This is a genomic window from Bradyrhizobium glycinis, from assembly GCF_016031655.1.
Lineage (GTDB): Bacteria > Pseudomonadota > Alphaproteobacteria > Rhizobiales > Xanthobacteraceae > Bradyrhizobium > Bradyrhizobium glycinis.
On sequence record NZ_JACCHQ010000010.1, the window covers coordinates 64,501 to 89,694 of the forward strand.

Below are 25,194 nucleotides of genomic sequence, written 5' to 3' on the forward strand. Positions count from 1 at the left end.
ATGAACGATTTGACTCAAAACCCATGGATTGTGCCTTCAGCTACGGGGAGACTTCCGTGCAAGGATGTGACGGCCACGCGAGAAGTTATCTAGCGAGATCGACACCATGACCTCCTTTCCCGGCTCACCGAAATTGCTCAAGGGCGGCATCGTGCTGCTCAATCCGGATTCCGGCGTGCCGCTGCAGATCGTGGTGCTGCAGTACAATCCCGACACGCTGAGCCGGACGCTACAGCCACAGGGCATCGGGCCGGAGCCGGGCGACCGCCTCGAGGCGCTGCGGCTCAAATCGCCGCCGCTCGAGACCATCAAGCTCGAGGCCGAGATCGACGCAACCGACCAGCTCGAGACGGCAGCACCGACCGTCATTAGACTCGGCATTTTTCCGCAGCTCGCCGCACTCGAGGTGATGATCTACCCGACCAGCGCGCAGCTCAACGACAATAACAGCCAGTCGCGGCGCGGCGTGCTCGAGATTGCACCGATGGAAGCGCCGCTGGCGCTGTTCGTCTGGAGCCAGAGCCGCGTGCTGCCGGTGCGGCTGACCGACTTCAGCATCACCGAGGAAGCCTTCGATCCCAACCTCAATCCGATCCGCGCCAAGGTCAGTCTCGGCATGCGCGTGCTCACGGTCAGCGATCTCGGCTTCGCCCACAAGGGAGGCAACCTGTTCATGGCCTATCTGCAGCAGAAAGAACAACTGGCCCGCGTGGGCGCGCAGGGTGCGCTCAGCGCGCTGGGCCTGAAGGAGATTCCATGAACGCCATATTGAGCCAGATCGCGCCGACGAGCGCGCAGGGAACGCTGTTCGGGCCTGCCAGCCGCTACTTCGGCCTGGCCACGACGTCGCTGCAGACCCGCGACGGCCAGACCGTCATCTACCTGACCCGCCGCTTCCTGCCGCAAGCGGATCAGTTGGCGCTGCTGCAGACGCACAGGGTGGTGCAGGGTGAGCGCCTCGACAACATCGCCGCACAATTTCTCGGCGATCCGGAAGCCTTCTGGCGGCTATGCGACGCCAACAACGCGATGCGTCCGAACGAACTGACAGAAACCATCGGCCGGCAGCTGCGTATTACGCTGCCGCAGGGAATACCGCAACGCTAATGCTGAAGGGATTCTACCTCACGCTTCTGATGGGGCCGACGGTGCCGGTGCCGGCGCCGCAGCCGGTCATTGACGCGCTGACGAGTGCGCAGGTGACGATCAGCGCCGGTCAGGCCAGCGGCTTCCAGCTGACATTTGCGATGAGCAAGAAATCGCCGCTCAATACCCAGCTGCTGCCGATCGGCGCGTTCGATCCCGGCATCCGCGTGATTCTCGTCGTGACGGTGAACAGCCTGCCAACGGTGCTGATGGACGGCATCATCACCCAGCACACGGTGACGCCGAGCAATGAGCCCGGACAGTCCACACTCGCGGTGACTGGCCAGGACATCAGCCTCATGATGGACCTCGGCAATGCCGGCATCATTGGCGGCCTGCTGGAGGCGGCGATCCCGTTTCCCAATCTGCCGACCGTCGGAATCGTCGAACTCTTGCTGCTCAAATATGCCACCTACGGCATCATTCCGCTGGTCGTGCCGCCGCTGCAGGTCGACGTTCCCCTGATTACTGACGGGTGGCCCACCAAGACATCGTTCGACAGCGATCTCAATTTCCTCAAGAGCGCGGCCGAGGACGTCGGCTACGTCTTCTACATCGATCCGGGCCCGGTCCCCGGGACCAACATCGGCTATTTCGGGCCGGAGATCAGGATCGGCGTCCCGCAGCCGGCGCTCAACATCGACATGGATGCGGAAACGAATGTCGAGTCCCTCAATTTCACTTATGACGGCATGGCCCGGGAGCAGCCGGTGATCACCATCATGGACCCGATCACCGGAAAGATTCCGATCCCGATTCCGATTCCCGATGTCAGCATCCTGCGGCCGCCGCTGGCATTGCGACCGGCCCCGGCGATGCGCATGGCTCAGCTGGAGGATGTCGCAGACCTCGATCCGATCCCCGCGGCGCTGCTCGGCATTGCCGCGTCGGCAAAGCCCGACGCGATCACCGGCTCGGGTTCGCTCGACGTGCTGCGCTACGGCCGTCCGCTCAAGGCGCGGCAACTGGTGGGGGTCAGGGGAGCGGGGACCGCCTATGACGGCCTGTATTACGTCAGCAGTGTCACCCACAGCATCAAGCGAGGCGAATACAAGCAGAACTTCAGCCTGGCGCGGGAAGGGCTAATTTCGCTTGCCCCGGGGGTCATCCCATGATGCGCGCCAGGACCAGGAAGCGATTTTTCGGGAAGTATCGTGGCGTCGTCGAGATGAATGCCGATCCCGAATTGAAGGGCCGGATCCAGGTGATGGTTCCGGACGTGCTGGGGACGGTGCCGACCACTTGGGCGCTGCCGTGTCTGCCGAACGCGGGCGTCAAGAGTGGCGTTCACGTGATCCCGGCGGTCGGCACCAACGTGTGGGTCGAGTTTGAGCACGGCGATCCCAACAAGCCGATCTGGACCGGTTGCTTCTGGGGTTCGACCACGGAAGCGCCGGTAACCCCGACGCCGCAGGCCAATCCGATCCTGCCTCCCGACGTCGTGGTGCAGACGGTCGCGCAGAACACCATCCTGGTGAGCGGAAATCCCGCAACCGGCATCACCCTTTCTTGCGGTCCGCCGCTGCTGCCAACCTCGCCGCGCATCACCATCTCGCCGGCCGGCATCATGATGACCGACGGCAAGGGCGGATCGATCAGCATCATCGCCGGCGTCGTTGCCATCAATGAACTGGCTCTCGTCGTGAAGTAATCGCACCGGAGTAGGAACAGTGCCTGGTTTTCTGGTCAATCTCTCGACAACCGTCACCTGCACGCATCAGGGGCCTGCGAAGCCGACCATGACCGCCCCCAACATCCTGGTGATGGGCGCGCCGGTGGCCCTGCAGACGTCACCCTATGTCGTTACGCTCTGCACGCTGCCGCCGCCTCCGACCGCCAACGGTCCCTGCGCGACAGCGCCGACCTGGTTCAATGCGGCCAAGAGAGTATTCGTGAACGGAGTGCCTGTGCTTCTGCAGGACAGTCAGGCGCTGTGCGTGCCGAGCGGCACGCCGTTGATTATTTCGGCCAACCAGAGCCGCGTATTCGGGACGTGAAGCCATGAACATCGCTTTTCCGTTCCGCTTCGACAGCCATGGTCGCACCGCCGCGGCGGATGACGACACCCATGTCCGCGACATGATCGAGCAATTGCTGTTCACCAATTCCGGTGAGCGCATCAACCGTCCCGATTTCGGCAGCGGGCTGCTGCAGCTGGTATTCGCTCCCAACAGTCCGGAGATGGCAGCTGCACTGCAGTTTTCCATGCGTGGCGCGCTGCAGCGCTGGCTCGGCGACGTGATCGAGCTTCAGGACCTGCAAGTCACGAGCAATGATTCGACGCTGACGATCGCAGTTCAGTACGCCAGGCGCCAGACCGGCAAGACCGAGGTCGTGCAGATCACTAGGACGGTGTAGGCCATGGCATCAAGTCCCCCCGAATTCTGCCGCGAGCCGCAACGCCGTCGGAAAATCCGCAGCAGCAGTTTCAGCGGCATCGACTATATCGAAGTCAGCGATGACCGGCTGACGTTGACGGTATTTTTCCTGACCCGGATCGGAAGGCCGATCGTTCCGGCAAATGTCAGGATTACCGGCGGCGCGCGGGTGCGCGACATCAAGGTGACTGGCGTTCGACTGCGTGGTCCCGAGGATGCCGGCGGCGACAACAGCATGGACGTCACAATCGACCGTGCGGGCGACGGGTCGATCTATTCATTGAGCCTGGTGGACCTCGATGCCGACGGTGAGCCGACCGACGAGGTTCTGCCCGGGATCGATCCGCGCTATGCGGGAGCCGATTTCAGTTTCCGACTGGACGAGGTCTCGGATATCGACTGCAAGCAGCCGCCCGCCGCTTCGAATGCGGTCCTGCCGCTGCCCGAGATCAACTATCTCGCCAGGGACTACGGCTCCTTCCGCCAGTTGATGCTGGACCGCCTCGCGGTGACAGTTCCCGCATGGCAGGAGCAGCACGTGCCCGACGTCGGCATCGCGCTGGTTGAAGTCCTCGCCTATGTGGCCGATCACCTCAGTTACTATCAGGATGCGGTCGCGACCGAAGCCTATCTTGGCACCGCGCGCCAGCGCATTTCGGTACGGCGTCACGCCCGGCTGGTCGACTTTGCGATGCATGAAGGCTGCAACGCGCGCGCGTTTGTCTTTCTCGATACCGGTTCTCAGGATGTCACCATCGAGGATCCTGCCTCCATCCTTTTCGTAGCCGGCTACAATGGACCTCGACCTGCCGAGGGAGGCCCGCTCTTGCTTGAGAAGCTCTCGTTCGGGCCAACTGACCAGCCTGTGATATTCGAACCCATGGCCGAGGGGCGAATCCTGCTCTACGCTGCTCACAACAGCATTTCGTTCTACACCTGGGGAGATCGCGATTGCTGCCTGCCGGCGGGCGCCACGTCCGCAACGCTGGTTGACGGGAGGGCTGCGGTCGCGGCGGAAACTCCCGGAGCCGGTTACACCGAAGTCAAGACCGAATCCAAATACACCGAGCCCAAAGCGCAGGCGCAGGAGATGCCTAGTTCGCGCAAGCGATCGACCAAATCGTCCGCCGCATACGCGGCAAAGAGCGCGCCGCCAAAGGACCCGCCGCCAGCTGCCTATGTCGCAGAACGCGTGCTCAATCTGCGGCCGGGCGACATTCTCTTGCTCGAGGAAGTCAGGGGACCGCAAACGGGACATGCCGCCGATGCAAATCCCGCCCGTCGCCATTTCGTGAAGCTGACCGAAGTCAGGCAGAACTTCGACCTGCTATTCGGCCAGCCGGTGCTGGAGATTGCCTGGGCGCCGGAGGATGCGCTTCCGTTTGCGCTTCGCCTGTCGAGTGCACTGGAGCCTGCGGCCGGCGACGATTTCAGCGTTGCCCGCGGCAACATCATTCTTGCCGATCACGGCAATTGGACGAGGCAAGGCAGCCGAATCGTTTACGAGGATTTGTCCACGCCGGTGCCCGGCAAGAAGTTCCGGCCGTCGCTGCAGGCGGGGCCGCTGACGTTCCGCGATCCGAAGCTCGATCCGGGCGCCACCATGAAGCAATTGATGCAGAACCCCAGATCGGCGGTCCCGCAGCTCGTCGTCTACAGCATTGCTCCGCGGCTCGACGGGACGGCCCCGCTTTTCGACTTCGCTGATCTGCAGCATCCAGCGCACCTTGCTGCACAGTTGGACCAGGACAAGCCGGATCCGAGGCGCTCGGACAAGACTCTGTCGGACAAGGAAAACGAGCTGGCCTGGCGCAATTTTCGCGATCGGCTGGCGTTCGCCCCCGAGGAACCGGCGCGAACGGCGGCTGATCCGGCGAGCGCCGGGAAGCTGGACGGGGTGCTGACAGACAAGCTCAAGTCGTTGCTGCGGATCTGGACACCGCAGCGCGACCTGCTTGCGAGCCGCGGCAACGACCTTCACTTCGTAGTCGAGATCGATAATGAGGGTGTAGCGCACCTGCGCTTTGGCGATGGAAAGAACGGCCAGGCGCCGGAGGGCGGGGAGAAGTTCACGGCAACATATCGGGTGGGCATCGGCGCGAGCGGAAACGTGGGGGCCGACTCGATCACGCAAATCGTAACGAGTTCGGCGACCCTGCACGAGGCCACGATCAGTGCGCGCAATCCGCTGCCGTCGATGGGCGGGACCGATCCCGAGCCGATCGAGAAGGTAAAGCTGCTGGCTCCCAAGGCCTTCCAGGGCGGGCTCGTCCGCGCCGTCAGCGCGGACGATTACGCTCGCCTCGCCGAACGTAACCCCAGGGTCCAGCGTGCGGCGGCTGAGTTGCAGTGGACCGGAACGCGGTACGAGGCGCATGTCGCGATCGATCCGCGCGGCACGGAGCAGGTGGATCCGGAATTGCTTCGGCAAATCCGGGCTTACCTGTTCCGCTACCGGCGCATCGGGCACGACGTCATCGTGGTCCCGCCGACCTATGTTCCGATCGACGTCGCCATGACGGTGCACGTACGAAGCGGGTTCGCCGCGGGGCATATCGAGACGGTGCTGCGCGGCATCTTCTCCGGCCGCACGTTGTCCGACGGGCGGCTCGGGTTCTTTCACCCTGACAATCTCAGTTTCGGCGACAGCATTTATGCCAGCAAGCTGCTTGCGGCAGCGCAGGCCGTCGAAGGTGTGGAGAACGTCATCGTGGTAAGGCTGCAGCGCCGCTTCCAGGCTCCCGACGAGCAGGTCTACGACGGTGTCCTGCCGATCGGCCCGCTTGAGATCGCCCGCCTCGGCGGCAACAGCGCATCGCCGGAAAATGGCCGGTTCGTTCTCACGGTACGAGGTGCGCAATGAGCGAGTCATGCGACTGCTGCACGACGCCCGCGGCGCGCGTGCCGATGTCGACGGCCAATCGTCCCGGACTCAGCGCGTTGAACTACCGGATCGGAAACTATGCGATCTTCGCCGAGGCCATGAAGACCGAGCTCTCTCAATTCGATCTGCCAGGCTTGAAGACCCGCGAGCCTGGAGATCCTGCCATCGCTTTGCTCGACGCCTGGGCGATGGTCGCAGATGTCCTGACCTTCTACCAGGAGCGTATCGCCAACGAAGGCTTTCTGCGGACGGCGGTCGAGCGCCGTTCGGTGCTCGAGCTTGCGACCCTCGTGGGCGCAACACTGCGCCCGGGCGTTTCGGCATCGGTGAACGTCGCATTTACGCTGGATCAGAATAGCGCTGCGACAATTCCCGTGGGCAGCCGGGTTCAGAGCCTGCCTGCGCAGGATCAACTGCCCCAGATGTTCGAGGTCTCCGATAACCTCGATGCACGGGCGGCGTGGAACAATTTGGCGCCACGTCTGACCAGGCCGCAAATCCTGGATGCGAAAGGGGGCCAGACGATCTATGCGGCCGGGCTCTCGACAAATCTCAAGCCCGGCGATCCACTGCTCGTGATCGCTGGCGATCGGATCGTCAGAACCGTCGCAACCGTCGAGCCCGAACCGCTGCAGGCGCACACCAAGATCAGCCTGTTCAGCCATGACGACAAGAAGCAAACCAACACGGGCAATGCTGCGCCGCCAGCGTCCCGGATCACCAACTTCGTTGCATTGCTTGAACCTCTCGCCAAACCGCCGGCGGCTTTGCCGGCAGCCGCGCTCGGTGTCGATCGCCGCCTGCCGCTCGCTTTTGCGCCGGATTCAGGCACCGTGCCGTTGATGCTTCGACTGCTGAGACCCGAAGCGCGAACGCAGTTCTTCGATGCCTTGCGTCACGCGACGGTGGCGCCGCCCCCGGGCGGCTCGGTTCACGCATTTCGGGTCAAGGCGGCTCCATTCGGACACAACGCACCACCGAAGGCGGTCACCGATGAAACCGGTATCGTCATCGGCAGCGAGGAATGGCCATTTTCGGACGCGGTGGCGATCCGCATCGTGATCTCGCCCAAGACGCGGCGCAGGCGGGACAGGGGCGCCGCCGTTGACATCGAGGAGCTGTTTGACGACTCGCGCAAGTCGGTTCTGGTGCAGATTGCGCGCGGACCGGAAACGGCGAACGTGTCCTTCGATCTGCCGAACCGGGACCCGAAGGTCCAGGTTGGCCGGTGGCAGGTGATCGCCACGTTTGATGATCGCAATCGTACCTACACCCTGGAGTTCGACAAATTAGCCTGGTTTTGCAAGATCAGCCATGACGCAGAGAGTGCGGTCCTGACCGTGAATACGAACGGGCGTACGTTCGAAATGCCGATCGGTCATGCAGCCGAAACCGCGACAGGCGGCGAACGATTGCGGGTCTCGACGATGCATGCCCTGGCGATTGATCGCGAAGCGGCGCTGGCGATTGATCGCGAAGCGGCGGCAGAGTCCACCCTGCGGAACGTGATCGATCTCGATGCGGCCTATGATCAGATTGTCCGCGGCAGCTGGATCGTGATCGATTTCGGGGAGCCGCGCGTTCTTCCGGAGCCGCGCCGGCCCGTGATCACGCAGGTCGATAAGGTAGAAAAGGTCTCGGTTGCGAAGTACGGCATTACGGGGCGGGTGACCCGCCTGCATCTGAAGGACGACTGGCTCGACGAGGACACCTTGATGCTGTCGGCCGTGCGGGGCGTGTCCGTGCTTGCGCAGAGCGAAATGCTCGAGCTTGCCGAAGCGCCGATCAAGGAGGAGATCTCCGGAGACACCATCGAGCTTGCCGATTTCTATGGCGAGCTTCCGATCGGCCGCCGGCTCATCGTCGAAGGTGAGCGCACCGACATCGAGGCGACGCGCGGCATTAAAGGTGCGGAACTCGTGACCGTCATGGGAGTCGAGTTGCTTCCAAAGGACGGCGATCCAGCCTACTACCCGGGCGAACGCGTTCATTCCCGGATCAAGCTCGCAAGCTCGCTCGGCTATCGCTACAAGCGCGACACCGTCGTGATCCACGGCAACGTTGCCTTGGTTACCCATGGGGAGACCAAGCGCGAGGTGCTGGGCAGCGGCGATGCGTCGCGGGCGACGCAGCAGTTCACTTTGCGGCAGGGACCAGTCACGCACCTTGCCGCTTCGACGCCCAGTGGAACGAAGTCGACGCTCGAGGTTCAGGTCAACGGCGTTCCCTGGACGAAGGTCGATTCCTTCGTCGATGCCGGCCCATTCGATCGCTGCTACATCACGCAAACCGACGAAGCCGACAAGACGACGATCATATTCGGTGATGGTGTCAATGGCATGCGACTGCCGACCGGCCAGGAAAATGTCACGGCATCCTACCGAGTCGGACTCGGCTCCGACGGCAACGTTTCAACGGGCGCCATCAGCCAGCTCGCGACGCGGCCGTTCGGGGTCAAGGCGGTCGCGAGCCCGTTGTCAGCGAGCGGCGGCGTGGACCGGGATATCATCGACCAGGGCAAATCGAACATTCCGCGCGCCACGGTAGCGATGGATCGATTGGTCTCTGTCGAAGATTACGCGGCCTTCGCCAGCCTGTTCGGCGGCGTGGGCAAGGCGGCTGCGATTGCCGTGCCCGGTCGCCGGCCTTTCGTCTACCTGACGGTTGCATGTCCGACCTGGCGGGACAACAAAGCGTCGCAACACGACAATCTGCGGCAGGCGCTCGCACGGGCCGGCGATCCCAGCATCCTCTTCAGGATCGACACGTGCGAGCTCATGCTCCTGATCGTCGCCGCGAGGGTCACCGTCGCGCCGAGCCGGACCTGGGCCAATGTCGAGCCGAACATCCGCGCCGCCCTGATCGAACGCTTCGGATATGAACGGCGCGAGCTCGGCCAGTCGATCGCATTGAGTGAGATGACGGCCGCCATTCAGGACGTCCCGGGGGTCGCTGGCGTGAATGTGAGCATGTTTGACTCGATGTGCGCATCGGATGCCAACCTCGATAGCAGCCTCCGGCAAAAGCTGGCCAGTCTGGGCATCGCGCCGGTGGCGTCCTCCATTGAGGTCCGCTCCGTGCGGATCGATCCCGAGACACTGCAACCGTTGCCCGCCCAGCTCGCTTTTCTGAGCGCGGAGCTCTCCGACACGCTGATCCTCTCGGAGGCCGTCCAGTGAACACGACAATTGATCATCCCAAGCCGCCGTTGAATGAGCGCCTCTACAAGCTGTTGCCGGTGATCTACCGGCAGCGGGACGCAGAGGTAGGTGCGCCGCTGCACCAGCTGCTCGGGTTGATCGGTGAGCAGGTTGATCTGATCGAGAGCGACATCGCGCAGCTCTACGAGAACTGGTTCATCGAGACCTGCGACGACTGGGTGGTGCCCTACATTGGCGATCTGATCGGATATCGGCCTCCGGCGGGGGCGGGAGCGGTGGATGGTGCCGGCGCACAGCCGAACGGCAGGATTCTCTCGGCACGGAGTGAGGTGGCCAATGCCGTCCGTCTGCGCCGCCGCAAGGGATCGCTGTGGCTGCTCGAACAATTGACGGAGGCGGTAACGGGCTGGCCGGCGCGCGCCGTCGAGCTCGGCCGCCGGCTCGCGCACAACCAGTCCATCGATCATCTGCGGCTGCGCCGTGGCGGAACGATTGACCTCCGTTCGACGGAGCAGCTTGAGCTGCTCGGTACTCCCTTCGATTCCGCGAACCATGCGGTCGAAGTGCGGACCATCGGTTCCGATCGATCGCAGGGCGCTTACAATGCGGCCAACGTCGCGGTCTATGTCTGGCGGCTGCCGATCTATCCTGTGACGCGAACGATTGCCTACTGCCTCGAAGAAGCCGGTGATCATTGCTACACATTCAGCATTCTCGGCAACGATGCTCCGCTCTATACTCTACCGGTCGCCGACCCCGAGCCCGAAGACATTGCCGACGAGAGAAATTTGCCGGTGCCGTTGCGCCGTCGCGCGCTCGAGCGACGCGTAACGATCGATGGCGTCGAGGGCATCGAAGCGTCAGAACACTATTACGGCGAAGGCAGAAGCCTTGCCGTCTGGGCGCCCGACTGGGCGGGAAACTCCGACGCCGCGCCCGTGCCGGCGTCGCGCATCATCCCGGCAGATCTGAGCGACTGGCGGTTTCGTCCGCCGCACGGTTACATCGCCGTCGATCCTGAGCTCGGCCGCTTGGCGTTTCCGCCAACGCAGTCGCCCACCCGGGACGTCCTCGTATCCTACTATTACGCGTTCGGCTGTGACATCGGCGGTGGCGAATATCAGCGCACGCGAGATGTTCCGTCCGGTGCGCGAGTCTACCGCGTTGGCAAGGGCACCGAGCATGAGACCATCCCAGACGCGCTTGAGGTCTGGAGGGAGGAGGGGTGGGAGCGTGCTGTCATCGAAGTAATGGACAATGGCGTCTATGGGGAGGAGATCAACATCGAGATCGGTGCGAAGCGCAGCCTCGAAATTCGAAGCGCCAATCGAAGGCGTCCGGTGATCAATCTGCTTGATCGGCGCGCGGGACACTCTGACGCCTTCATGGTTTACGGCGAGCCGGGAAGCCGGTTCATTCTCGACGGTCTGCTCGTGAGCGGGCGCGGCATGGAATTTCGCGGTACGTTCGATGAAATCGCGATCCGGGACTGTACCCTGGTCCCAGGTTGGTCGATTCAGGACGACGCCAGGCTTCGCCGCCGCACCGAGCCGAGCCTTGCGCTGACAAATGTCTCGGCGTGCCTCAGGATCGAGCGCAGCATCGTCGGAGCCATTCACGCCGTACAGGAGGAGGTCGCGATCGATCCAGTCGTGCTGCATGTCAGCGACAGCATCGTCGATGCGACCAGCGATGACCTGCCGGCGATTGGCGCTGATGAAGGCGCGGTTGCGCCGGTCACGCTGGCCGCAAAGCGCGCAACCTTCCTGGGACACGTCCATGTCCACGCGGTCGCGTTCGCTGAGAACTCCATCTTCGCCGATCACGTCAGGGTGGCGCGCCGTCAATGGGGCTGCATGCGCTACTGCTACGTGGCGCCAAACTCGCGTACGCCGCCGCGATATTATTGCCAGCCGGATCTCGTCGAAAAAGCTCTTCAAGAGAACGAGCAGGAGGCGGAGCATCTTTCGCCCGCGGAACGGCAGGCGTTGCGCCACGCGGAACGGCTGCGCGTCGCGCCCCGATTTGCGACGATCCATTTTGGCGAGCCGGACTATGGCCGCTTGGCCACGGACTGCGCAGAGGAAATCAGGCGCGGCGCCGAGGACCGCTCGGAACTCGGTGTATTCCACGATCTGTTCGAAGCCCAACGTGCGGCGAACCTGCGTACTCGACTTGCCGACCACGTTCCGGCCGGAACCGAGGTCGGGATCGTTTTTGCCAGCTGATGAGGGTATCATGACGGGTGATTTTACGCGTGACAGTTTCGCACCGGAAAAGGGCTTCACACGCGTTCTGATGCAGCAGGGACGCCCGCAGCTCGATGCCGATCTGAATGAACAGGTCGCTATCTTCTGGCACTATTGGCGAACCGTGCTGACCGATCTGGTTGGACCTTACGCCGGCCCGTATGATCGATGCGGCTTCGGCGTCATCACGCGCGAGGTAACCGCCGATGCGCTGTCGCCGCACGAGCGGGAGGAGTTGCGAGCGCTCTTCAAGGATCCGGGCGAATTCCTGCTTAGCCCCGGACGGTACTATGTCGGCGGTATCCTGTGCGAAAACAAGCATTATCTGGCCTATTCCGCTCATCTGGGGTATGGCGAGAGTTTGCTCGCGCCCAAGCGGAACGTGCCTTACCTTGTTTATCTCGACGTCTGGGAAAGACCGGTCACCTCGATCGAGGACGAAACGATTGGCGAGCCGGCACTCAATGGAATGGATACCAGTCTGCGCGCCAGGGTTACTTGGCGCGTTCGGATCGCCGAGCTGGAAAAGAGCGTGTACGGCAGCGGTGATTGCAACAAGGTCAAGGAGCATTGGTCAAGCATCACCCACGCTTGGCAACCGGAGCACCGGGGGTGCCTCAAGGTGCGCGTTTCCGATACGGCTGAGGGCGCCGAGCGCGATCACCGGCATCAGGAGGCAGGGTACCGCGGATCGCACAATCATCTTTACCGCGTAGAGATCCACCATGGCGGCGTGGCAGGCGGCGGCGCGTCGGGGGCGACCTTCAAAGTTTCGCGCGAAAATGCGTCGGTGATCTTTCGGATTGCTGAGATCGAGGACAATGTCGTCACGCTTGAAACGTGGGGCCGGGATACGCGCTTCGGCCTACGCGCGGGTGACTGGGTCGAGATCGACGATGCGGCTGGGCACGGTGCGACGCCGGGCCATCTGTGGCAGATTCAAAAGGTCGACATATCCCGCCGCCAGATCACGCTGAACGGCTCGCCACGACATGGCAATCTTTCGAACCGGCCCCATCTGCTGCGGCGATGGGATCACAAGGCGGGCGACTCCAAACGAGGCGGCCTCGAGCTGCGCGATGGGGCCGTGGTCTTGAAAGAGGGGGAAGGCAATAACAACTGGCTCTCGCTGGAAAACGGCCTGCGGATTCAGTTTCACAAGTCAAACCCTGCCAATGTCTATCGGCCCGGCGATTATTGGTTGATCCCGGCGCGCGTCGCGACTGGCGCGATGTGGCCGCGCGAACACGGCCACCCCAAGGCCCTTCCGCCGCACGGCATCGAGCATCACTATGCGCCACTCGCCATAGTATCGTTTGGGTCAGATGGCGTACTCGAAACACGAGGCGATTGCCGTCTCAAATTCAACGTACCCGTGGCCTTCTAAGGCCGCACGATTGTGAGGGAAAATAGAGGTCGCCGCGGACGTGATCCAGCTCGACGAGCCCTGGGTACGGACGGGTATGCGGCCCTTCCGTCCCTCTGCATTCACCGATCGTTCCGCGTCTCGTCTCGCAGGATAGCTACGGCGCCGGGACCCGCGCGCGGTGTTGCGGCAAGCCGGCCGTTCCTCGAGAATGCGCCGCACGGAGTGGGAGCATCGCCCGCACCTGACCGTGCAGCCCAGGCAGTCGTAGACCTGTGCGGCCGAGAACAGCTCGCCGTCGGTCGAAATGACCGCGCCGCGGATGTCGTGATCGCTGATGATGTTGCACGAACAGACGATCATGCCGGATTCCGTTGCGGGATGCGCCGAGACCGTGCTGGTGTTTCCCGAGCACCGCGCCTTGCTCGGCGAGCTGCCCCTGTTCCAGGCGGTCGAGCGATTGCGCCGGGCCGCGCCGGAGAAGAAGCTGGTGATCGAGGTGAAGAACCGCCGATGCCGCACTCGCCGCGGCCGTCGCAGGCTTCGACGTGATCCAGGTCGAGAAGTTCTCGCCAGCTGAGATAGCTGCGCTGGTCAAGCGCATGGCATCGATGGCCTATACAAGGGCTCGTCCGATCATCGCCGCCGCCGGCGGCGTCAACGCGGCAAATGCCGCGGCCTATGCGGCAGCCGGCGCCGATCTCCTGGTCACGTCCGCGCCCTATCTGGCAAAGCCCAGGGACGTGCAGGTGCAGATTGCGGCAGCCGATGACGGCAGACGCCGTGCGCGGCTCAGTCCCAAAAGGGATGCAGGCGTTGCGTCACCCACCTACCAGGAGCGACCGCGTCGTCGGAACCTCGGACAACGGCAGGAACACTTTCGGCGGCGCTCCGTTAGCGCAGCAAACGCCGGGAGTTGTCCATGATCGACTATCCAAAGCCACCTTATCCTGCGCAGCAGCAGCCGATGCCGGGCTCGACGCGGGCCATGCAGCCGCGCCCCGATCACGGCGAGGAGAGTTACAAGGGCTCCGGCCGTCTTGCTGGAAAGAAGGCCGTCATCACGGGCGGCGACAGCGGCATCGGCCGCGCGGTGGCGATCGCCTATGCGCGTGAAGGCGCGGACATCGTCATCTCCTATCTGAACGAGGACGAGGATGCGGCCGAGGTCAAGGCGCTGGTCGAGCGGGAGGGACGCAAGGCCGTCCTGATCCCGGGCGATATCAGCAATCCCGAACATTGCCGCGCCATCGTGCGTCGCACCGTCGAGGCGCTTGGCGGCATCGACATCCTCGTCAACAACGCCGCCCATCAGGCGACGTTCAAGGACATCGCCGATATCAGCGACGACGAATGGCGGCGGACGTTCGAGATCAACATCCACGCCATGTTCTATCTGGCCAAGGCCGCCGTTCCCCACATGCGGCCGGGCTCCGCGATCATCAACACGGCCTCTGTCAACTCCGACATGCCGAACCCGAGCCTGCTGGCCTACGCCACGACCAAGGGCGCCATTCAGAATTTCACCGGCGGGCTTGCGCAGATGCTGGCCGAGAAGGACATCCGGGTCAATGCGGTGGCCCCAGGTCCGATCTGGACGCCGCTGATTCCCTCGACCATGTCGGAGGAAAGGGTCAAGAACTTCGGCAAGCAGGTGCCGATGCAGCGCGCCGGCCAGCCGGCCGAGCTCGCGACGGCCTATGTCATGCTGGCGGATCCGCTTTCGAGCTACACGTCGGGGGCGACGTTGCCCGTCACTGGTGGCAAGCCGTTCATCTGATCCGACGTGTCTGTTCGCGGCGGAGAGCCGTCGCTGTGCAAGCACGATGGCCGCGCCGTGGGCGCCGCCATCGTCTTGAACAGTCTGCCGCAATCACGCCGCGTTGGACGCCTTGGCGTTGACGCCTTTGCGAAGGGCCACCGTGTTCAGCTTGGTGTTGGCGGCCTTCTCTTCGTTCAGATTGGTGGTAAGGAAACGCACGATGTCGTCGTGGCCGAGCTCTTCCGCCCAGGCGATCAGCGTGCCGTACCGGCACATTTCATAGTGCTCCACCGCCTGTGCGTTGGCGACGATCGCGGCGTCCAGCACGGCCTTGTCCTCGATCTCGCCGGCGGTTTCGTCGGCTTCCTTGATCAGGCCGTCGATGGCCGGACAATGCGTGCCGCTCGGCTCCTTGCCGAGCTTGGCAAAGACCTTGTCGAGGCGCTCGACCTGCTTGTTGGTCTCTTCCAGATGCGCCTTCAGCCCGGCGACGAGATCCCTGTTGGTGGCCTTGTCGATCATTTGCGGCAGCGCCTTCAGGATCTGCTGTTCCGCGTAATAGATGTCCTGGAGCCCGTGCAGCAGCAGGTCTTCCATCGACTTGATGTCCTTGGTGAAGAATCCCATAAAAGACGTCTCCTTTTCACAATGATGGCAGTGGAACGCGGGGCGGCCGCCGCTGTTCCATTCCCGTGTGCAGATCGGGAGAGCCGAATGAGCGATGGAGTGGATCATTTTGCGGGCCTGCTCGGACGTGCGGCGATGGACGTGTGGGGCGACATGCCTCGCGACATCCAGGAGGCGCTGTTCGAGACCGCGATGAAGGGCCGCGACACCGAGCGTGAAGAGCTGGCGCGATTGCTGCATGAGCGACATCCGCGCACGCTGCATCCGGCCCGCCCAGGCTGACGCAGCGTGTCGGGAACGATCATGCGAGCTCCTGATTGGTGAATCGGGTGGCGCGCCACACGGGCTCCAATGAGGACCGCGCGGGGCGGATCGCCCGAGCCTGTCAATCTGTGAGTCGACCGACGTGACTGAGATCAATATCGGCAAATGGTACGACCCGATTTCGGAGCGGTGGATCGTGCCTCGCCAACCCCACACCATCGCCGCGTTCGATCAGTCGAGCGCGGAGAACGTGTCGGAGGCGAACAAGAGAGAAGAGACGCAGCGGATCTGGAATCTGCTGGTCGATTGCTGCGCACGCGGATGACGCAGCGTCGGCGCCATGACGCGCGCGATGAACGCTCGGGGGTGTCAACGGACTTGAGGCTGGCTTTGCGCGGGGCAGGTCAGCGTTCCCGTCAACTCTGATCTCGACGACGTCCGGAGCGGATCGGTATATTACCCACCCGTTGGCCGACGCCGCCTGGAACAAGGATCAGAAATGGACGACACGATTGGCTTCCCCGACCCGGGTCTTGACCTGTCGGACGGCTTCAAGCCACACACCTCGCATTGGGGCGTGTTCTCCGCGCGTCAGGGCGCGGCCGGGCTGGAGGTCAGGGCATATGCGGGCGATCCCGATCCGAACGGCATTATCGACAATTTTCCCGGCGCGCTCCGGCACCAGGCGCGCATCGCTCAGCCGGTCATCCGCCGCGGCTGGCTCGAGCGCGGGCCGGGCCCCGACGATCGGCGCGGCCGCGACGAGTTCGTCTCCGTCAGCTGGGAGAAGGCGCTGGATCTCCTCGGCGACGAGCTTGGCCGCATTCGCGACACGCGCGGACCCGGCGCCGTGTTCGGCGGCTCCTATGGCTGGTCGAGTGCCGGGCGCTTCCATCACGCCCAGAGCCAGGTGCATCGCTTCCTCAATATCGCGATGGGCGGCTATGTGCGCTCGGTCAACACCTATTCGTCCGGTGCGTCCTCGGTGCTGCTGCCGCAGATCCTGGCCGGCTACGAGGACATCACCAAGCGCAACGTCACATGGGAGCAGATTGCGGCCGAGACGGACATCGTGCTGGCCTTCGGCGGCATGGCGCTGAAGAACTCCATGGTGGCCGGCGGCTCGATCAGCAAGCATGTCGAGCGCGGCGCCATGGCGGCGGCGCGGGCGCGCGGCTGCGAGTTCATCCTGGTCAGCCCGCTGCGCGACGATCTGCCGGTCGAGGCCGGCGCCGACTGGATGACCTGCGTCCCCGGCACCGACACTGCGATGATGCTCGGCATCGTCCATACGCTGGTGAGCGAGAAGCTGCACGATCAGGCCTTCCTCGATCGCTACACCGAGGGCTGGCCAATCTTCCTGCGCTATCTGATCGGCGAGAGCGACGGGCAAGCCAAGCACGCCGAATGGGCCGCCGCGATCTGCGGCGTCGAGGCGGATGCGATCCGCAACCTGGCGCGGCGTCTTGCCGGAAAGCGCGCGCTCGTCACCGTCTCCCACTCGCTGCAGCGCGCCGAGCATGGCGAGCAGCCGGTATGGATGGGCATGGTGCTCGCGGCCGCCCTCGGCCAGATCGGCCTTCCCGGTGGCGGCTATGCCTATTCGCTGGGTGCGATCGGCTATTACGGCCGCCGCGTCAACGACGTGCCGGGACCGACGCTGGGGCAGGGCCGCAACGGCGTTGCTGATTTCATTCCGGTGGCGCGCATCGCCGATATGCTGCTCAATCCCGGCACCACATATCGCTACAACGGCGAGACGCGAACCTATCCAGATATTCGTCTGGTCTACTGGGCGGGCGGCAATCCCTTCCATCACCATCAGGACATCAACCGCCTGCGCAAGGCCTTCGCAAAGGTGGACACGCTGGTCGTGCACGAGCTCGCCTGGACCGCCACCGCCCGCCACGCCGACATCGTGCTGCCCGCGACGATGACGCTGGAGCGCGAGGATATCGGCTATTCCACCAACGATCCCCTGATGGTCGCGATGCACCGGATCGCCGAGCCGTTTGGGCTCGCGCGTGACGATTACGACATCTTCGCCGATCTCGCCGAACGTCTCGGGGCGCGTGAGCCCTTCACCGAAGGGCGCACGTCGCGGCAATGGCTGGAACATCTCTACGAGCCGACCCGCGCCTCGCTTGCCAAGCGCGGCCTCGAAGCGCCAAGCTTCGAAGAATTCTGGGCGCGCGGCAGCCTGGTCGTGCCGCAGCAGCCCGATGATGGCGGCCGGCTGCGCCGCTTTCGCGAGGATCCGGTCAATCACGCCTTGCCGACGCCGAGCGGACGCATCGAGATCTTCTCGGCCAAGATCGCAGGGCACGGTGATGCGGATTGTCCCGGACATCCGGTCTGGCTCGACAAGACCGATATTCCCAAGCCCGGGGCACCGTGCTTCCTCGTCGCCAACCAGCCGGTGACGCGCCTGCACAGCCAGCTCGATTTCGGCGGACATTCGCTCAGCTCAAAGCACCGCGGTCGCGAGGTCGCGCGCATGAACCCGGTCGACGCGGAGGCACGCGGCATCAAGGACGGTGACATTATCCGCCTGTTCAACGAGCGCGGCGCGTGCCTCGCCGCGGTCCACGTCACCGACGGCATCGCGCCCGGCGTGGTTCAGCTTCCGACCGGCGCGTGGTACGATCCGATGGATCCCGAAGACGAGGCTCCGCTCTGCGTTCACGGCAATCCGAACGTGCTGACCCGCGACGTCGGCACCTCGTCCCTGGCGCAGGGCTGCACCGGCCAGCTGACGACCGTCGAGGTGGAGAAGTTCACGGGCAATCTGCCGCCGATCCGCGCGTTCGATCCGGTTTAGGCAAGCAAGGAGAACTAAAGATGATCCGCAAGGCAACAGCAGTCTGGAAGGGCACTGGTCGCGATGGCACAGGCCACCTGTCGAGCGAATCCGGCGTGCTTGCCGGGACGCCCTATTCGTTCAAGACCCGCTTCGAGAACGAGAAGGGCACCAATCCCGAAGAGTTGATCGCCGCAGCCCATGCCGGCTGTTTCACCATGGCGCTAGCCTTCGGACTGCAGATGGCGGGTTTCACGCCGGACGAGCTCTCGACCGAAGCCGCCGTCACGCTCGAGCCTGAAGGCAAGGGTTTCAAGATCAGCAAATCCGCGCTGACCCTGCGGGCGAAAGTGCCTGGTCTCGACGATGCCGGCTTCGCCCGGTTCGCCGGCGAGGCCGAGAAGAACTGCCCGGTGTCCAAGGTGCTCAACGCCGCGATCACACTCGACGCCAAGCTGGTCTAGGGCGAGCGCTTGCTCCGCTCTTTCCGATCCAGGCGACCGGGTGGGCGTCAAGGCGTGGCTTTCGGCCGGGCGGCCGAAAGCCTATATGATGGACAAGCTGTTGAGCGATCATTGGGAGCACATCACATGACGACGGAACGCGCAGTTTTGGCCGGCGGCTGCTTCTGGGGCATGCAGGATCTGATCCGCAAGCAGCCGGGCGTGATCTCCACCCGCGTCGGTTACACCGGTGGGCACGTCAAGAACGCCACCTACCGCAATCACGAAGGACATGCCGAAGCGATTGAGATCGTGTTCGATCCAGCCAGGACCAGCTTCCGGACCATGCTGGAGTTCTTCTTCCAGATCCACGATCCGACCACGCTCAACCGTCAGGGCAACGATATCGGCACGAGCTACCGCTCGGCGATCTTCTACACCAGCGAGGAGCAGAAGCGGATAGCCGAAGACACCATCGCCGACGTCGAAGCGTCCGGCCTGTGGCCCGGCAAGGTGGTGACCGAGGTCGCGCCCGCGCGCGAGTTCTGGGAAGCCGAGCCCGAGCATCAGGATTATCTTGAACGTTATCCTGACGGCTACACCTGCCACTTCATCCGGCCGGGCTGGAAGCTGCCGCGGCGGGCTGCGGCAGTCGGGGGCTAAAGCCTGGAACGTGGTTCGCCGGGCTGTGGCGGTCCACCTTCCCATCGGTCACATTCGACGCAGGTCCGCTCACGCATCGACATGCGACGTCCGGCGCTGATCCGTAGTGACGATCGGCGCCGACAGCGTGACGAGCCCCATCAAGGCGGCCAGCAGCCAGAATGCCAGCGGCAGTCCGCCGAGCTGTGCGATGAAGCCGACGCCGGCAGGGCCGAGCAGGACGCCTGCGTAGCCTGCCGTCGTGATCGCCGCGACCGCAAGTCCCGTGGGCATCACCTTTTGTTGCGCCGCCCGGCGGAACAGCACGGGCACGAGGTTCGAGGCGCCGAGCCCGATCAGCAGGAATCCGCCGATGGCGACCGCTGCCACGGGCGCGGTGAGCAGCACCACGAAGCCGGCGATCGCAATGAGGCTGCCCCACAGCAATGTCGTGCGGTCTCCGATGCGCGCAACGACCGCGTCGCCACCGAGCCGGCCGATCGTCATCGCGATCGAGAACACGATGTAGCCGACGCCGCCTTGCGCCTCGCTGACGAGCCCGGCGCCGATCACGAGCAGCGCGCCCCAATCGAGCATCGCGCCTTCGACCAGGAAGGTGATGGCGCCGAGCAGGGCCAGCAGCAGCACCGATCCGTGCGGCAGCACGAACAATGGGCCTTCCTGCACCTGCACCGATCGAAGCAGGCGCGGCCATGTCACGAGCATCGCGATCAGCATCAGCACGGAGCAGATCAGCGTGCAGGCGAGCGGGCCGAGCTGCAGCGAGAGCAGCGCCGTCATCAGCGCGGATCCGGCGAAGCCGCCGATGCTGAACAGGGCGTGGAATCCGGACATCAGCGGGCGTCGCGCGGCGCGTTCCACCTCCACGGCGTGGATGTTCATGGCGACATCGATCGAGCCGAGCGCGGCGCCGAACGCAAGCAGCGCCAGCGCCAGCGACAGCGGCGAGCTTGCGATCGCGAGCAGCGGCAGTACCAGGGTCAGACCGAGCCCGCCCGCGACGATGATCGGCCTGCTGCCATAGCGCGCGCTGAGCACGCCGGTCAGCAGCATCGCGACGACCGAGCCGATGCCGAGGCTGAGCAGGAGCAGCCCGAGGACTCCGTCGTCGACGGCGAGCCGCGCCTTGGCGAACGGAACCAGCGGTGCCCAGCACGCGATGCCGAAGCCCGCAACGAGGAAGGCAAGCCGGGTGGCAAGGCGGGTTGCCGGCCGATCGGCAGAAGACATGAGAGCTCCGGGGAAGAACAGGGCGGGGCGGAGGAGAAAGCGGAGAAATGCCGCAGCTTTGTGTCGGCACTGCGTTCAGATTGTCGCAGCTGGCGCCCTGTCTGAGCAACTTGTCGCGATTGCAGGAGGCCCCGTAGCCCGAATGGAGCGAAAGCGTAATCCGGGCTGCGCGCCCGGCATCTTGCACCGTTCCGGATTACGCTCGCGCTCCATCGAGGCTGAGTACACACGTCTGCGTCCACACACCCGCTGTCCATCGCCCGCGAAGGCGGGCGATCCAGTATCCCAGAGACGGTAGTGATTGAATCGAGAGGCCGCGGCGTACTGGATTCCCCGCCCCAGTGCGCAATTGCGCACAAGGCGGGCAATGACACGGGTCTTTGGAGGACGAAGCCTATGTATCGCGCTCCGGACGCAGCGCTAGCCGCCGAGGATCCGCCGGCACGCCTCGACGAACACCTCCGCGCCCGTCACGATATCGGCATCCGCCGTGTTCTCGGTCCAGTGATGGCTGATGCCGCCGATCGACGGCACGAACAGCATGCCGGCGGGCATGACGGTCGCGAGCATTTGCGCATCGTGGCCGGCGCCGCTCGGCATGCGGATAGAACGGCCGCCGGCGACGACCTTGCTCGCGGCCTCGATCGCGTCCTGAAAGCCCGCATTCATCATCGCGGGTGCGCCGGTGCGCAGCTTCGTCACGCTGACGGTGCAGGGGCCTTTGGCGCTGGCCTCGTCCGCCATGGTCCGCAGCAATTGCTCCAACCGCGTGATCACAGACGGATCGTCGTCGCGGATTTGGAACAACATCTCCGCGCCACCGGGAATGATGCTGGGCGCGCCCGGATCGAGCGTGATGCGGCCGGTGGTCCAGACCGTGCGCGGGCCGCAGGCCGTCGGGAAGCGTTCGTCGATCGCGACGCAGAACTTGGCCAGCGCCAGGCCCGCATCCTTGCGCACCGCCATGCGCGTGGTCCCGGCATGGTTCTGCTCGCCGACAAAATTGATCTGGTACTGCCAGATGCCGACGATGGACGTCACGACGCCAATCGCCAGGCGCCCGCTCTCGAGCGTGTCGCCTTGCTCGATATGCGCCTCGAGATAGCCGACGTGCCGCCCCGGCTCGGCAGAGATGCGCGGACGCCCGACGAGTCCCATGTCGGCAAGAGCATCGCGCATGGTGCGGCCGCTGGTGCGATCGCGGGCCGCGTCGATGTCGGCCTCGGTCACCTGGCCGACATAGGAGCGCGAGCCGAGGAAATGTCCGAAATGTCCCTCCTCGTCGCACCAGGCCGCGACCTCGACCGCGCCGTTCACGGAAGCGTCGGCATTCAGCACGCGCGCCGCCTCGAGCGCATAGACGACGCCAAGCGGGCCGTCGAGCCAGCCGGCATAGTTCTGGCTTTCCAGGTGCGAGCCCGCCAGCAGCTTCGGCCCGGACTTCGTGCTCGTCCCGAACACATTGCCGATGCCGTCAATCGTCGCGGAGAGCTCGGCCTCGGGCAGCTTCTGGACGAGCCACTCCAGCGACAGCTTGTGCGGCTCGGAGAAGGTCGGCTTGTGCACGCCAGTCTTGTAGGCGCCGATGGCGCGCAATGCATGGAGGTCGGCGAGAACGCGATGGCCGTCGGCGCGAGCGTCAGGCATGTTCGGCAACCTTCAGGGCCTCGGTGCGGATCTCCTCGACCAGCCGTTCCTTCAGCTGGACGAATTCCGGCGTGGTCTTGATCTTGTAGGAGCGGGGATGCGGCAGGTCCACATGAATCTCCGCCTTGATGCGGCCGGGACGCGCGCTCATGACGATGACGCGGCTGCCGAGGAAGATCGCTTCCTCGATGTCGTGGGTCACGAACAACACCGTCTTCTGGTCGCGCTCCCAGATCCCGAGCAGCATTTCCTGCATCAAGGCGCGGGTCTGGTTGTCGAGCGCGCCGAACGGCTCGTCGAGCAGCAGGATCTTCGGGTCGTTGGCGAGCGCGCGCGCGATCGCGGTGCGCTGCTGCATGCCGCCGGAGAGCTGCTTCGGCCAATGGTTTTCGAAGCCGGATAGCCCGACCTGGCGGATGAAGGCATCGGCGATCTTGTGTCGCTCCGCCTCGGACACACCGCGCTCGCGCAGGCCGAAGGCGATGTTCTCGCGCACCGTCAGCCAGGGGAACAGCGTGTAGGACTGGAACACCATGCCGCGATCGGCGCCCGGGCCGGTCACGACGCGTCCGTCGAGCGTGACGCGGCCGCTGGTCGGACGGTCGAGACCGGCGACGATGCGCAGCAGCGTAGACTTGCCGCAGCCGGAGGGACCGAGGATGGTAACGAAGTCGTTGTTGCCGATGGTGAGGTCGGTCGGCTCCAGCGCCCGCGTCGGCGCGTTGCCGTGGCGCGCGGGGAAGGTGCGCGAAACCTGTTCAACCTTGAGAATGGTCATGCGAGCTTCCAAGGAAACAGCCAGGCGTTGAACGCCTTGAACAGGAAGTCCGAGATCAAGCCGATCAATCCGATCACGATGATGCCGAAGATGATCTGGCCGGTGTTGAGCAGCGCCTGGCTGTCGGTGATCATATGACCGATGCCCGAGGACGAGCCGATCAGCTCGGCGACGATGACGTAGGTCCAGGCCCAGCCCAGCACCAGCCGCAGGATCTCTGCGATCTCCGGCGCGGAAGAAGGCAGCAGCACCCGGCGGATGATGCCGCGGTCGCTGGCGCCCAGCGTATAGGCGGCCTCGACCAGATCGCGCCGCGTGGCACCGACCGTCACCGCGACCATCAGGATGACCTGGAACACCGAGCCGATGAAGATGACGAGCAGCTTTTGCAGCTCGCCGATGCCGGCCCACAGGATCAGCAGCGGGATGAAGGCCGAGGCGGGCAAATAGCGTGCAAATGAGACGAAGGGTTCGAGGAAGGCTTCGACCGGCTTGTAGGCGCCCATCAGCACGCCGAGCGGCACCGCAATGACCGCCGCGAGTGCAAAGCCGCCGACGACGCGCCAGATTGTCATGCCGATGTCGAACAGGAAGCCGTGCTTGGTGAGCAGCTCAATGCCCTCCTGCACCATGGTGAGCGGATTGGCGAGGAAGGTCTTCGACACATGGCCGCCGAACGTCGCCCACGACCAGAGGGCGACGAACAGTACGAAGAACGCCAGGCCATACGCCGCACGTTGCCTCGATGTCACGGGATCCAGAGGACGCATCAAACTGTATCCGAATGGTGCGCCGGCCCCGCCTTTGGCGGAACCGGCAGCTTGGAGAAAGTTACTTGATGAAGCTCGGGTCGTAGAGGTCCTCGACCTTCGGCGCGGCCTTGATGATGCCGATCTCGAGCAGGAGCTCGGCGGCCTCCTTGTTGAAGGTCAGGAAGTCGCCCGCGAAGAACTTCTGGTTCGCGGCCTTGTCCTGCCAGCGCAGATATTTCGCCGAGTTGCCGAACTGCTCGGCGGTCTGCTTCACGTCGGCGCCCATGATCTCGTAGGCCTTGGCCTGGTCCTTGGCGATCATCTCGAGCGCCTCGAAATAGCTGTCGGCGAGGGCCTTGGCGGCCTTGGGATTGTCGGTGAGGAACTTCGGCGTGCAGCCGAACGTGTCCATGACCATCGGATAGTCCAGCGTGGTGGCGATGATCTTGCCCTTATCCGGCGCGGCACGCACGGTCGACAAGTATGGCTCATAGGTCATCGCCGCATCGTTCTGGCCGGAGACGAAGGCCTGCGCCGCAGCCGCCGGCTCGAGGTTCACGACGGTCACGTCCTTGGTGGTGAGGCCGTTCTTCTTCAGCATCCAGGCCAGCGCGAAATAAGGCGAGGTGCCCGGCGCGGACGCAGCGACGGTCTTGCCCTTCAGGTCCTTGATCGCTGCGATATCGTTTCGCACGGCCATGCCGTCGGCGCCGTAGCTCTTGTCGAGCTGGAAGATCTGCTTGGTGGCGACGCCGTTGGCGTTCCAGGAGATCCAGGTCTCGACCGTGGTCGCCGCGCACTGGATGTCGCCGGAGGCGATCGCGAGATGGCGGTCCTTCTGCGGGATCTTCTTGATGGTGACGTCGAGGCCGTTCTTCTTGAAGATGCCGGCCTCCTTCGCCAGCGTCAGCGGCGCGAAGCCGGTCCAGCCGGAGATGCCGACGCCCACCTTGACGTCGTCGGCGAGCACCGGGGTCGTGGCCGCGAGGGCAATGATTGTCGCAAATATTGTCGAATTACGCATGATTGTCGTCCTCTTGCCGA

Annotated in this window: 23 protein-coding genes and 1 pseudogene; 17 read left to right on the forward strand and 7 right to left on the reverse strand. The window is 64.2% G+C overall.

Going from position 1 to position 25,194, the window contains the following annotated elements:
• The first annotated feature begins 106 nt into the window (after positions 1-106).
• The 10 genes from HZZ16_RS16675 to HZZ16_RS16720 are packed head-to-tail and all read left to right on the forward strand — an operon-like array spanning position 107 to position 13,205.
• Positions 107-760 (forward strand): hypothetical protein, encoded by a 654-nt coding sequence (locus HZZ16_RS16675; RefSeq protein WP_197949612.1) that lies wholly within the window; start codon positions 107-109, stop codon positions 758-760.
• Positions 757-1,107 carry a LysM peptidoglycan-binding domain-containing protein gene (locus HZZ16_RS16680; protein ID WP_197949614.1) on the forward strand — a complete coding sequence of 117 codons (351 nt, stop codon included), beginning with the start codon at positions 757-759 and terminating at the stop codon, positions 1,105-1,107. The genes HZZ16_RS16675 and HZZ16_RS16680 overlap by 4 nt, the downstream gene beginning before the upstream one ends.
• The gene (locus HZZ16_RS16685; RefSeq protein ID WP_197949617.1) at positions 1,107-2,261 is read left to right on the forward strand and encodes a hypothetical protein; all 1,155 of its coding nucleotides are present in this window, start codon (positions 1,107-1,109) and stop codon (positions 2,259-2,261) included. Before HZZ16_RS16680 ends, HZZ16_RS16685 begins: the two co-directional genes overlap by 1 nt.
• A complete protein-coding gene (locus HZZ16_RS16690) occupies positions 2,258-2,797 on the forward strand; it encodes a phage baseplate assembly protein V (protein ID WP_197949619.1) in 540 nt (179 codons plus the stop codon). The genes HZZ16_RS16685 and HZZ16_RS16690 overlap by 4 nt, the downstream gene beginning before the upstream one ends.
• A gap of 19 nt (positions 2,798-2,816) precedes the next feature.
• The gene (locus tag HZZ16_RS16695) at positions 2,817-3,143 is read left to right on the forward strand and encodes a PAAR-like protein (protein ID WP_197949621.1); all 327 of its coding nucleotides are present in this window, start codon (positions 2,817-2,819) and stop codon (positions 3,141-3,143) included.
• Positions 3,144-3,147: 4 nt separating this feature from the next.
• Positions 3,148-3,504, forward strand: coding sequence for a GPW/gp25 family protein (locus tag HZZ16_RS16700; protein ID WP_197949623.1), 357 nt, complete (start codon positions 3,148-3,150; stop codon positions 3,502-3,504).
• A gap of 3 nt (positions 3,505-3,507) precedes the next feature.
• Positions 3,508-6,387, forward strand: a complete 2,880-nt coding sequence (locus HZZ16_RS16705) for a putative baseplate assembly protein (protein ID WP_197949625.1) — start codon at positions 3,508-3,510, stop codon at positions 6,385-6,387.
• Positions 6,384-9,587 carry a putative baseplate assembly protein gene (locus tag HZZ16_RS16710; protein ID WP_197949627.1) on the forward strand — a complete coding sequence of 1,068 codons (3,204 nt, stop codon included), beginning with the start codon at positions 6,384-6,386 and terminating at the stop codon, positions 9,585-9,587. The genes HZZ16_RS16705 and HZZ16_RS16710 overlap by 4 nt, the downstream gene beginning before the upstream one ends.
• Before the next feature lie 29 nt (positions 9,588-9,616).
• The gene (locus tag HZZ16_RS16715; protein WP_197949629.1) at positions 9,617-11,797 is read left to right on the forward strand and encodes a hypothetical protein; all 2,181 of its coding nucleotides are present in this window, start codon (positions 9,617-9,619) and stop codon (positions 11,795-11,797) included.
• Positions 11,798-11,807: 10 nt separating this feature from the next.
• Complete coding sequence (locus HZZ16_RS16720) at positions 11,808-13,205, forward strand: DUF6519 domain-containing protein (RefSeq protein WP_197949631.1); 1,398 nt, start codon at positions 11,808-11,810, stop codon at positions 13,203-13,205.
• On the opposite strand, the gene HZZ16_RS16725 is transcribed toward HZZ16_RS16720, so the two are convergent.
• Positions 13,140-13,547, reverse strand: a complete 408-nt coding sequence (locus HZZ16_RS16725; RefSeq protein ID WP_197949633.1) for a (2Fe-2S)-binding protein — start codon at positions 13,545-13,547, stop codon at positions 13,140-13,142. The two genes, HZZ16_RS16720 and HZZ16_RS16725, sit on opposite strands and share 66 nt — an antisense overlap.
• A gap of 16 nt (positions 13,548-13,563) precedes the next feature.
• Between HZZ16_RS16725 and HZZ16_RS16730 the strand changes: the two are divergent.
• Together HZZ16_RS16730 and HZZ16_RS16735 are read left to right on the forward strand one after the other, a co-directional pair.
• Positions 13,564-13,951, forward strand: a pseudogene (locus HZZ16_RS16730) (beta/alpha barrel domain-containing protein); the annotation flags it as partial.
• A 155-nt stretch (positions 13,952-14,106) separates the two neighbouring features.
• Entirely contained in the window at positions 14,107-14,964 is an 858-nt protein-coding gene (locus HZZ16_RS16735; protein WP_197949635.1) for an SDR family oxidoreductase, read from the forward strand.
• Between the two features lie 93 nt (positions 14,965-15,057).
• Here HZZ16_RS16735 and HZZ16_RS16740 read toward each other — a convergent pair whose 3' ends face one another.
• Positions 15,058-15,573 carry a YciE/YciF ferroxidase family protein gene (locus HZZ16_RS16740; RefSeq protein ID WP_197949637.1) on the reverse strand — a complete coding sequence of 172 codons (516 nt, stop codon included), beginning with the start codon at positions 15,571-15,573 and terminating at the stop codon, positions 15,058-15,060.
• 87 nt (positions 15,574-15,660) lie between these two features.
• Here HZZ16_RS16740 and HZZ16_RS16745 point away from each other — a divergent pair, with 87 nt between their 5' ends.
• The 5 genes from HZZ16_RS16745 (at position 15,661) to msrA (ending at position 19,743) form a co-directional block, all read left to right on the forward strand.
• Positions 15,661-15,855, forward strand: coding sequence for a hypothetical protein (locus tag HZZ16_RS16745; protein ID WP_197949639.1), 195 nt, complete (start codon positions 15,661-15,663; stop codon positions 15,853-15,855).
• A 124-nt stretch (positions 15,856-15,979) separates the two neighbouring features.
• Positions 15,980-16,162, forward strand: coding sequence for a hypothetical protein (locus HZZ16_RS16750; protein ID WP_197949889.1), 183 nt, complete (start codon positions 15,980-15,982; stop codon positions 16,160-16,162).
• Between the two features lie 174 nt (positions 16,163-16,336).
• The gene (locus tag HZZ16_RS16755; protein WP_197949641.1) at positions 16,337-18,658 is read left to right on the forward strand and encodes a molybdopterin guanine dinucleotide-containing S/N-oxide reductase; all 2,322 of its coding nucleotides are present in this window, start codon (positions 16,337-16,339) and stop codon (positions 18,656-18,658) included.
• A 20-nt stretch (positions 18,659-18,678) separates the two neighbouring features.
• Positions 18,679-19,101: an OsmC family protein gene (locus HZZ16_RS16760; protein WP_197949643.1), complete on the forward strand. Its 423-nt coding sequence runs from the start codon at positions 18,679-18,681 to the stop codon at positions 19,099-19,101.
• 126 nt (positions 19,102-19,227) lie between these two features.
• Complete coding sequence (gene msrA, locus HZZ16_RS16765; RefSeq protein WP_036008049.1) at positions 19,228-19,743, forward strand: peptide-methionine (S)-S-oxide reductase MsrA; 516 nt, start codon at positions 19,228-19,230, stop codon at positions 19,741-19,743.
• A 69-nt stretch (positions 19,744-19,812) separates the two neighbouring features.
• On the opposite strand, the gene HZZ16_RS16770 is transcribed toward msrA, so the two are convergent.
• From HZZ16_RS16770 to HZZ16_RS16790, 5 genes are all read right to left on the reverse strand, one after another.
• The gene (locus HZZ16_RS16770) at positions 19,813-20,973 is read right to left on the reverse strand and encodes an MFS transporter (protein WP_197949645.1); all 1,161 of its coding nucleotides are present in this window, start codon (positions 20,971-20,973) and stop codon (positions 19,813-19,815) included.
• A 420-nt stretch (positions 20,974-21,393) separates the two neighbouring features.
• Positions 21,394-22,620: a Zn-dependent hydrolase gene (locus HZZ16_RS16775; protein ID WP_197949647.1), complete on the reverse strand. Its 1,227-nt coding sequence runs from the start codon at positions 22,618-22,620 to the stop codon at positions 21,394-21,396.
• Positions 22,613-23,398: an ABC transporter ATP-binding protein gene (locus tag HZZ16_RS16780; protein WP_197949649.1), complete on the reverse strand. Its 786-nt coding sequence runs from the start codon at positions 23,396-23,398 to the stop codon at positions 22,613-22,615. Before HZZ16_RS16780 ends, HZZ16_RS16775 begins: the two co-directional genes overlap by 8 nt.
• Positions 23,395-24,168: an ABC transporter permease gene (locus tag HZZ16_RS16785; RefSeq protein WP_197949651.1), complete on the reverse strand. Its 774-nt coding sequence runs from the start codon at positions 24,166-24,168 to the stop codon at positions 23,395-23,397. The genes HZZ16_RS16780 and HZZ16_RS16785 overlap by 4 nt, the downstream gene beginning before the upstream one ends.
• 61 nt (positions 24,169-24,229) lie before the next feature.
• Positions 24,230-25,174, reverse strand: coding sequence for an ABC transporter substrate-binding protein (locus tag HZZ16_RS16790; protein WP_197949653.1), 945 nt, complete (start codon positions 25,172-25,174; stop codon positions 24,230-24,232).
• Positions 25,175-25,194 lie beyond the last annotated feature (20 nt).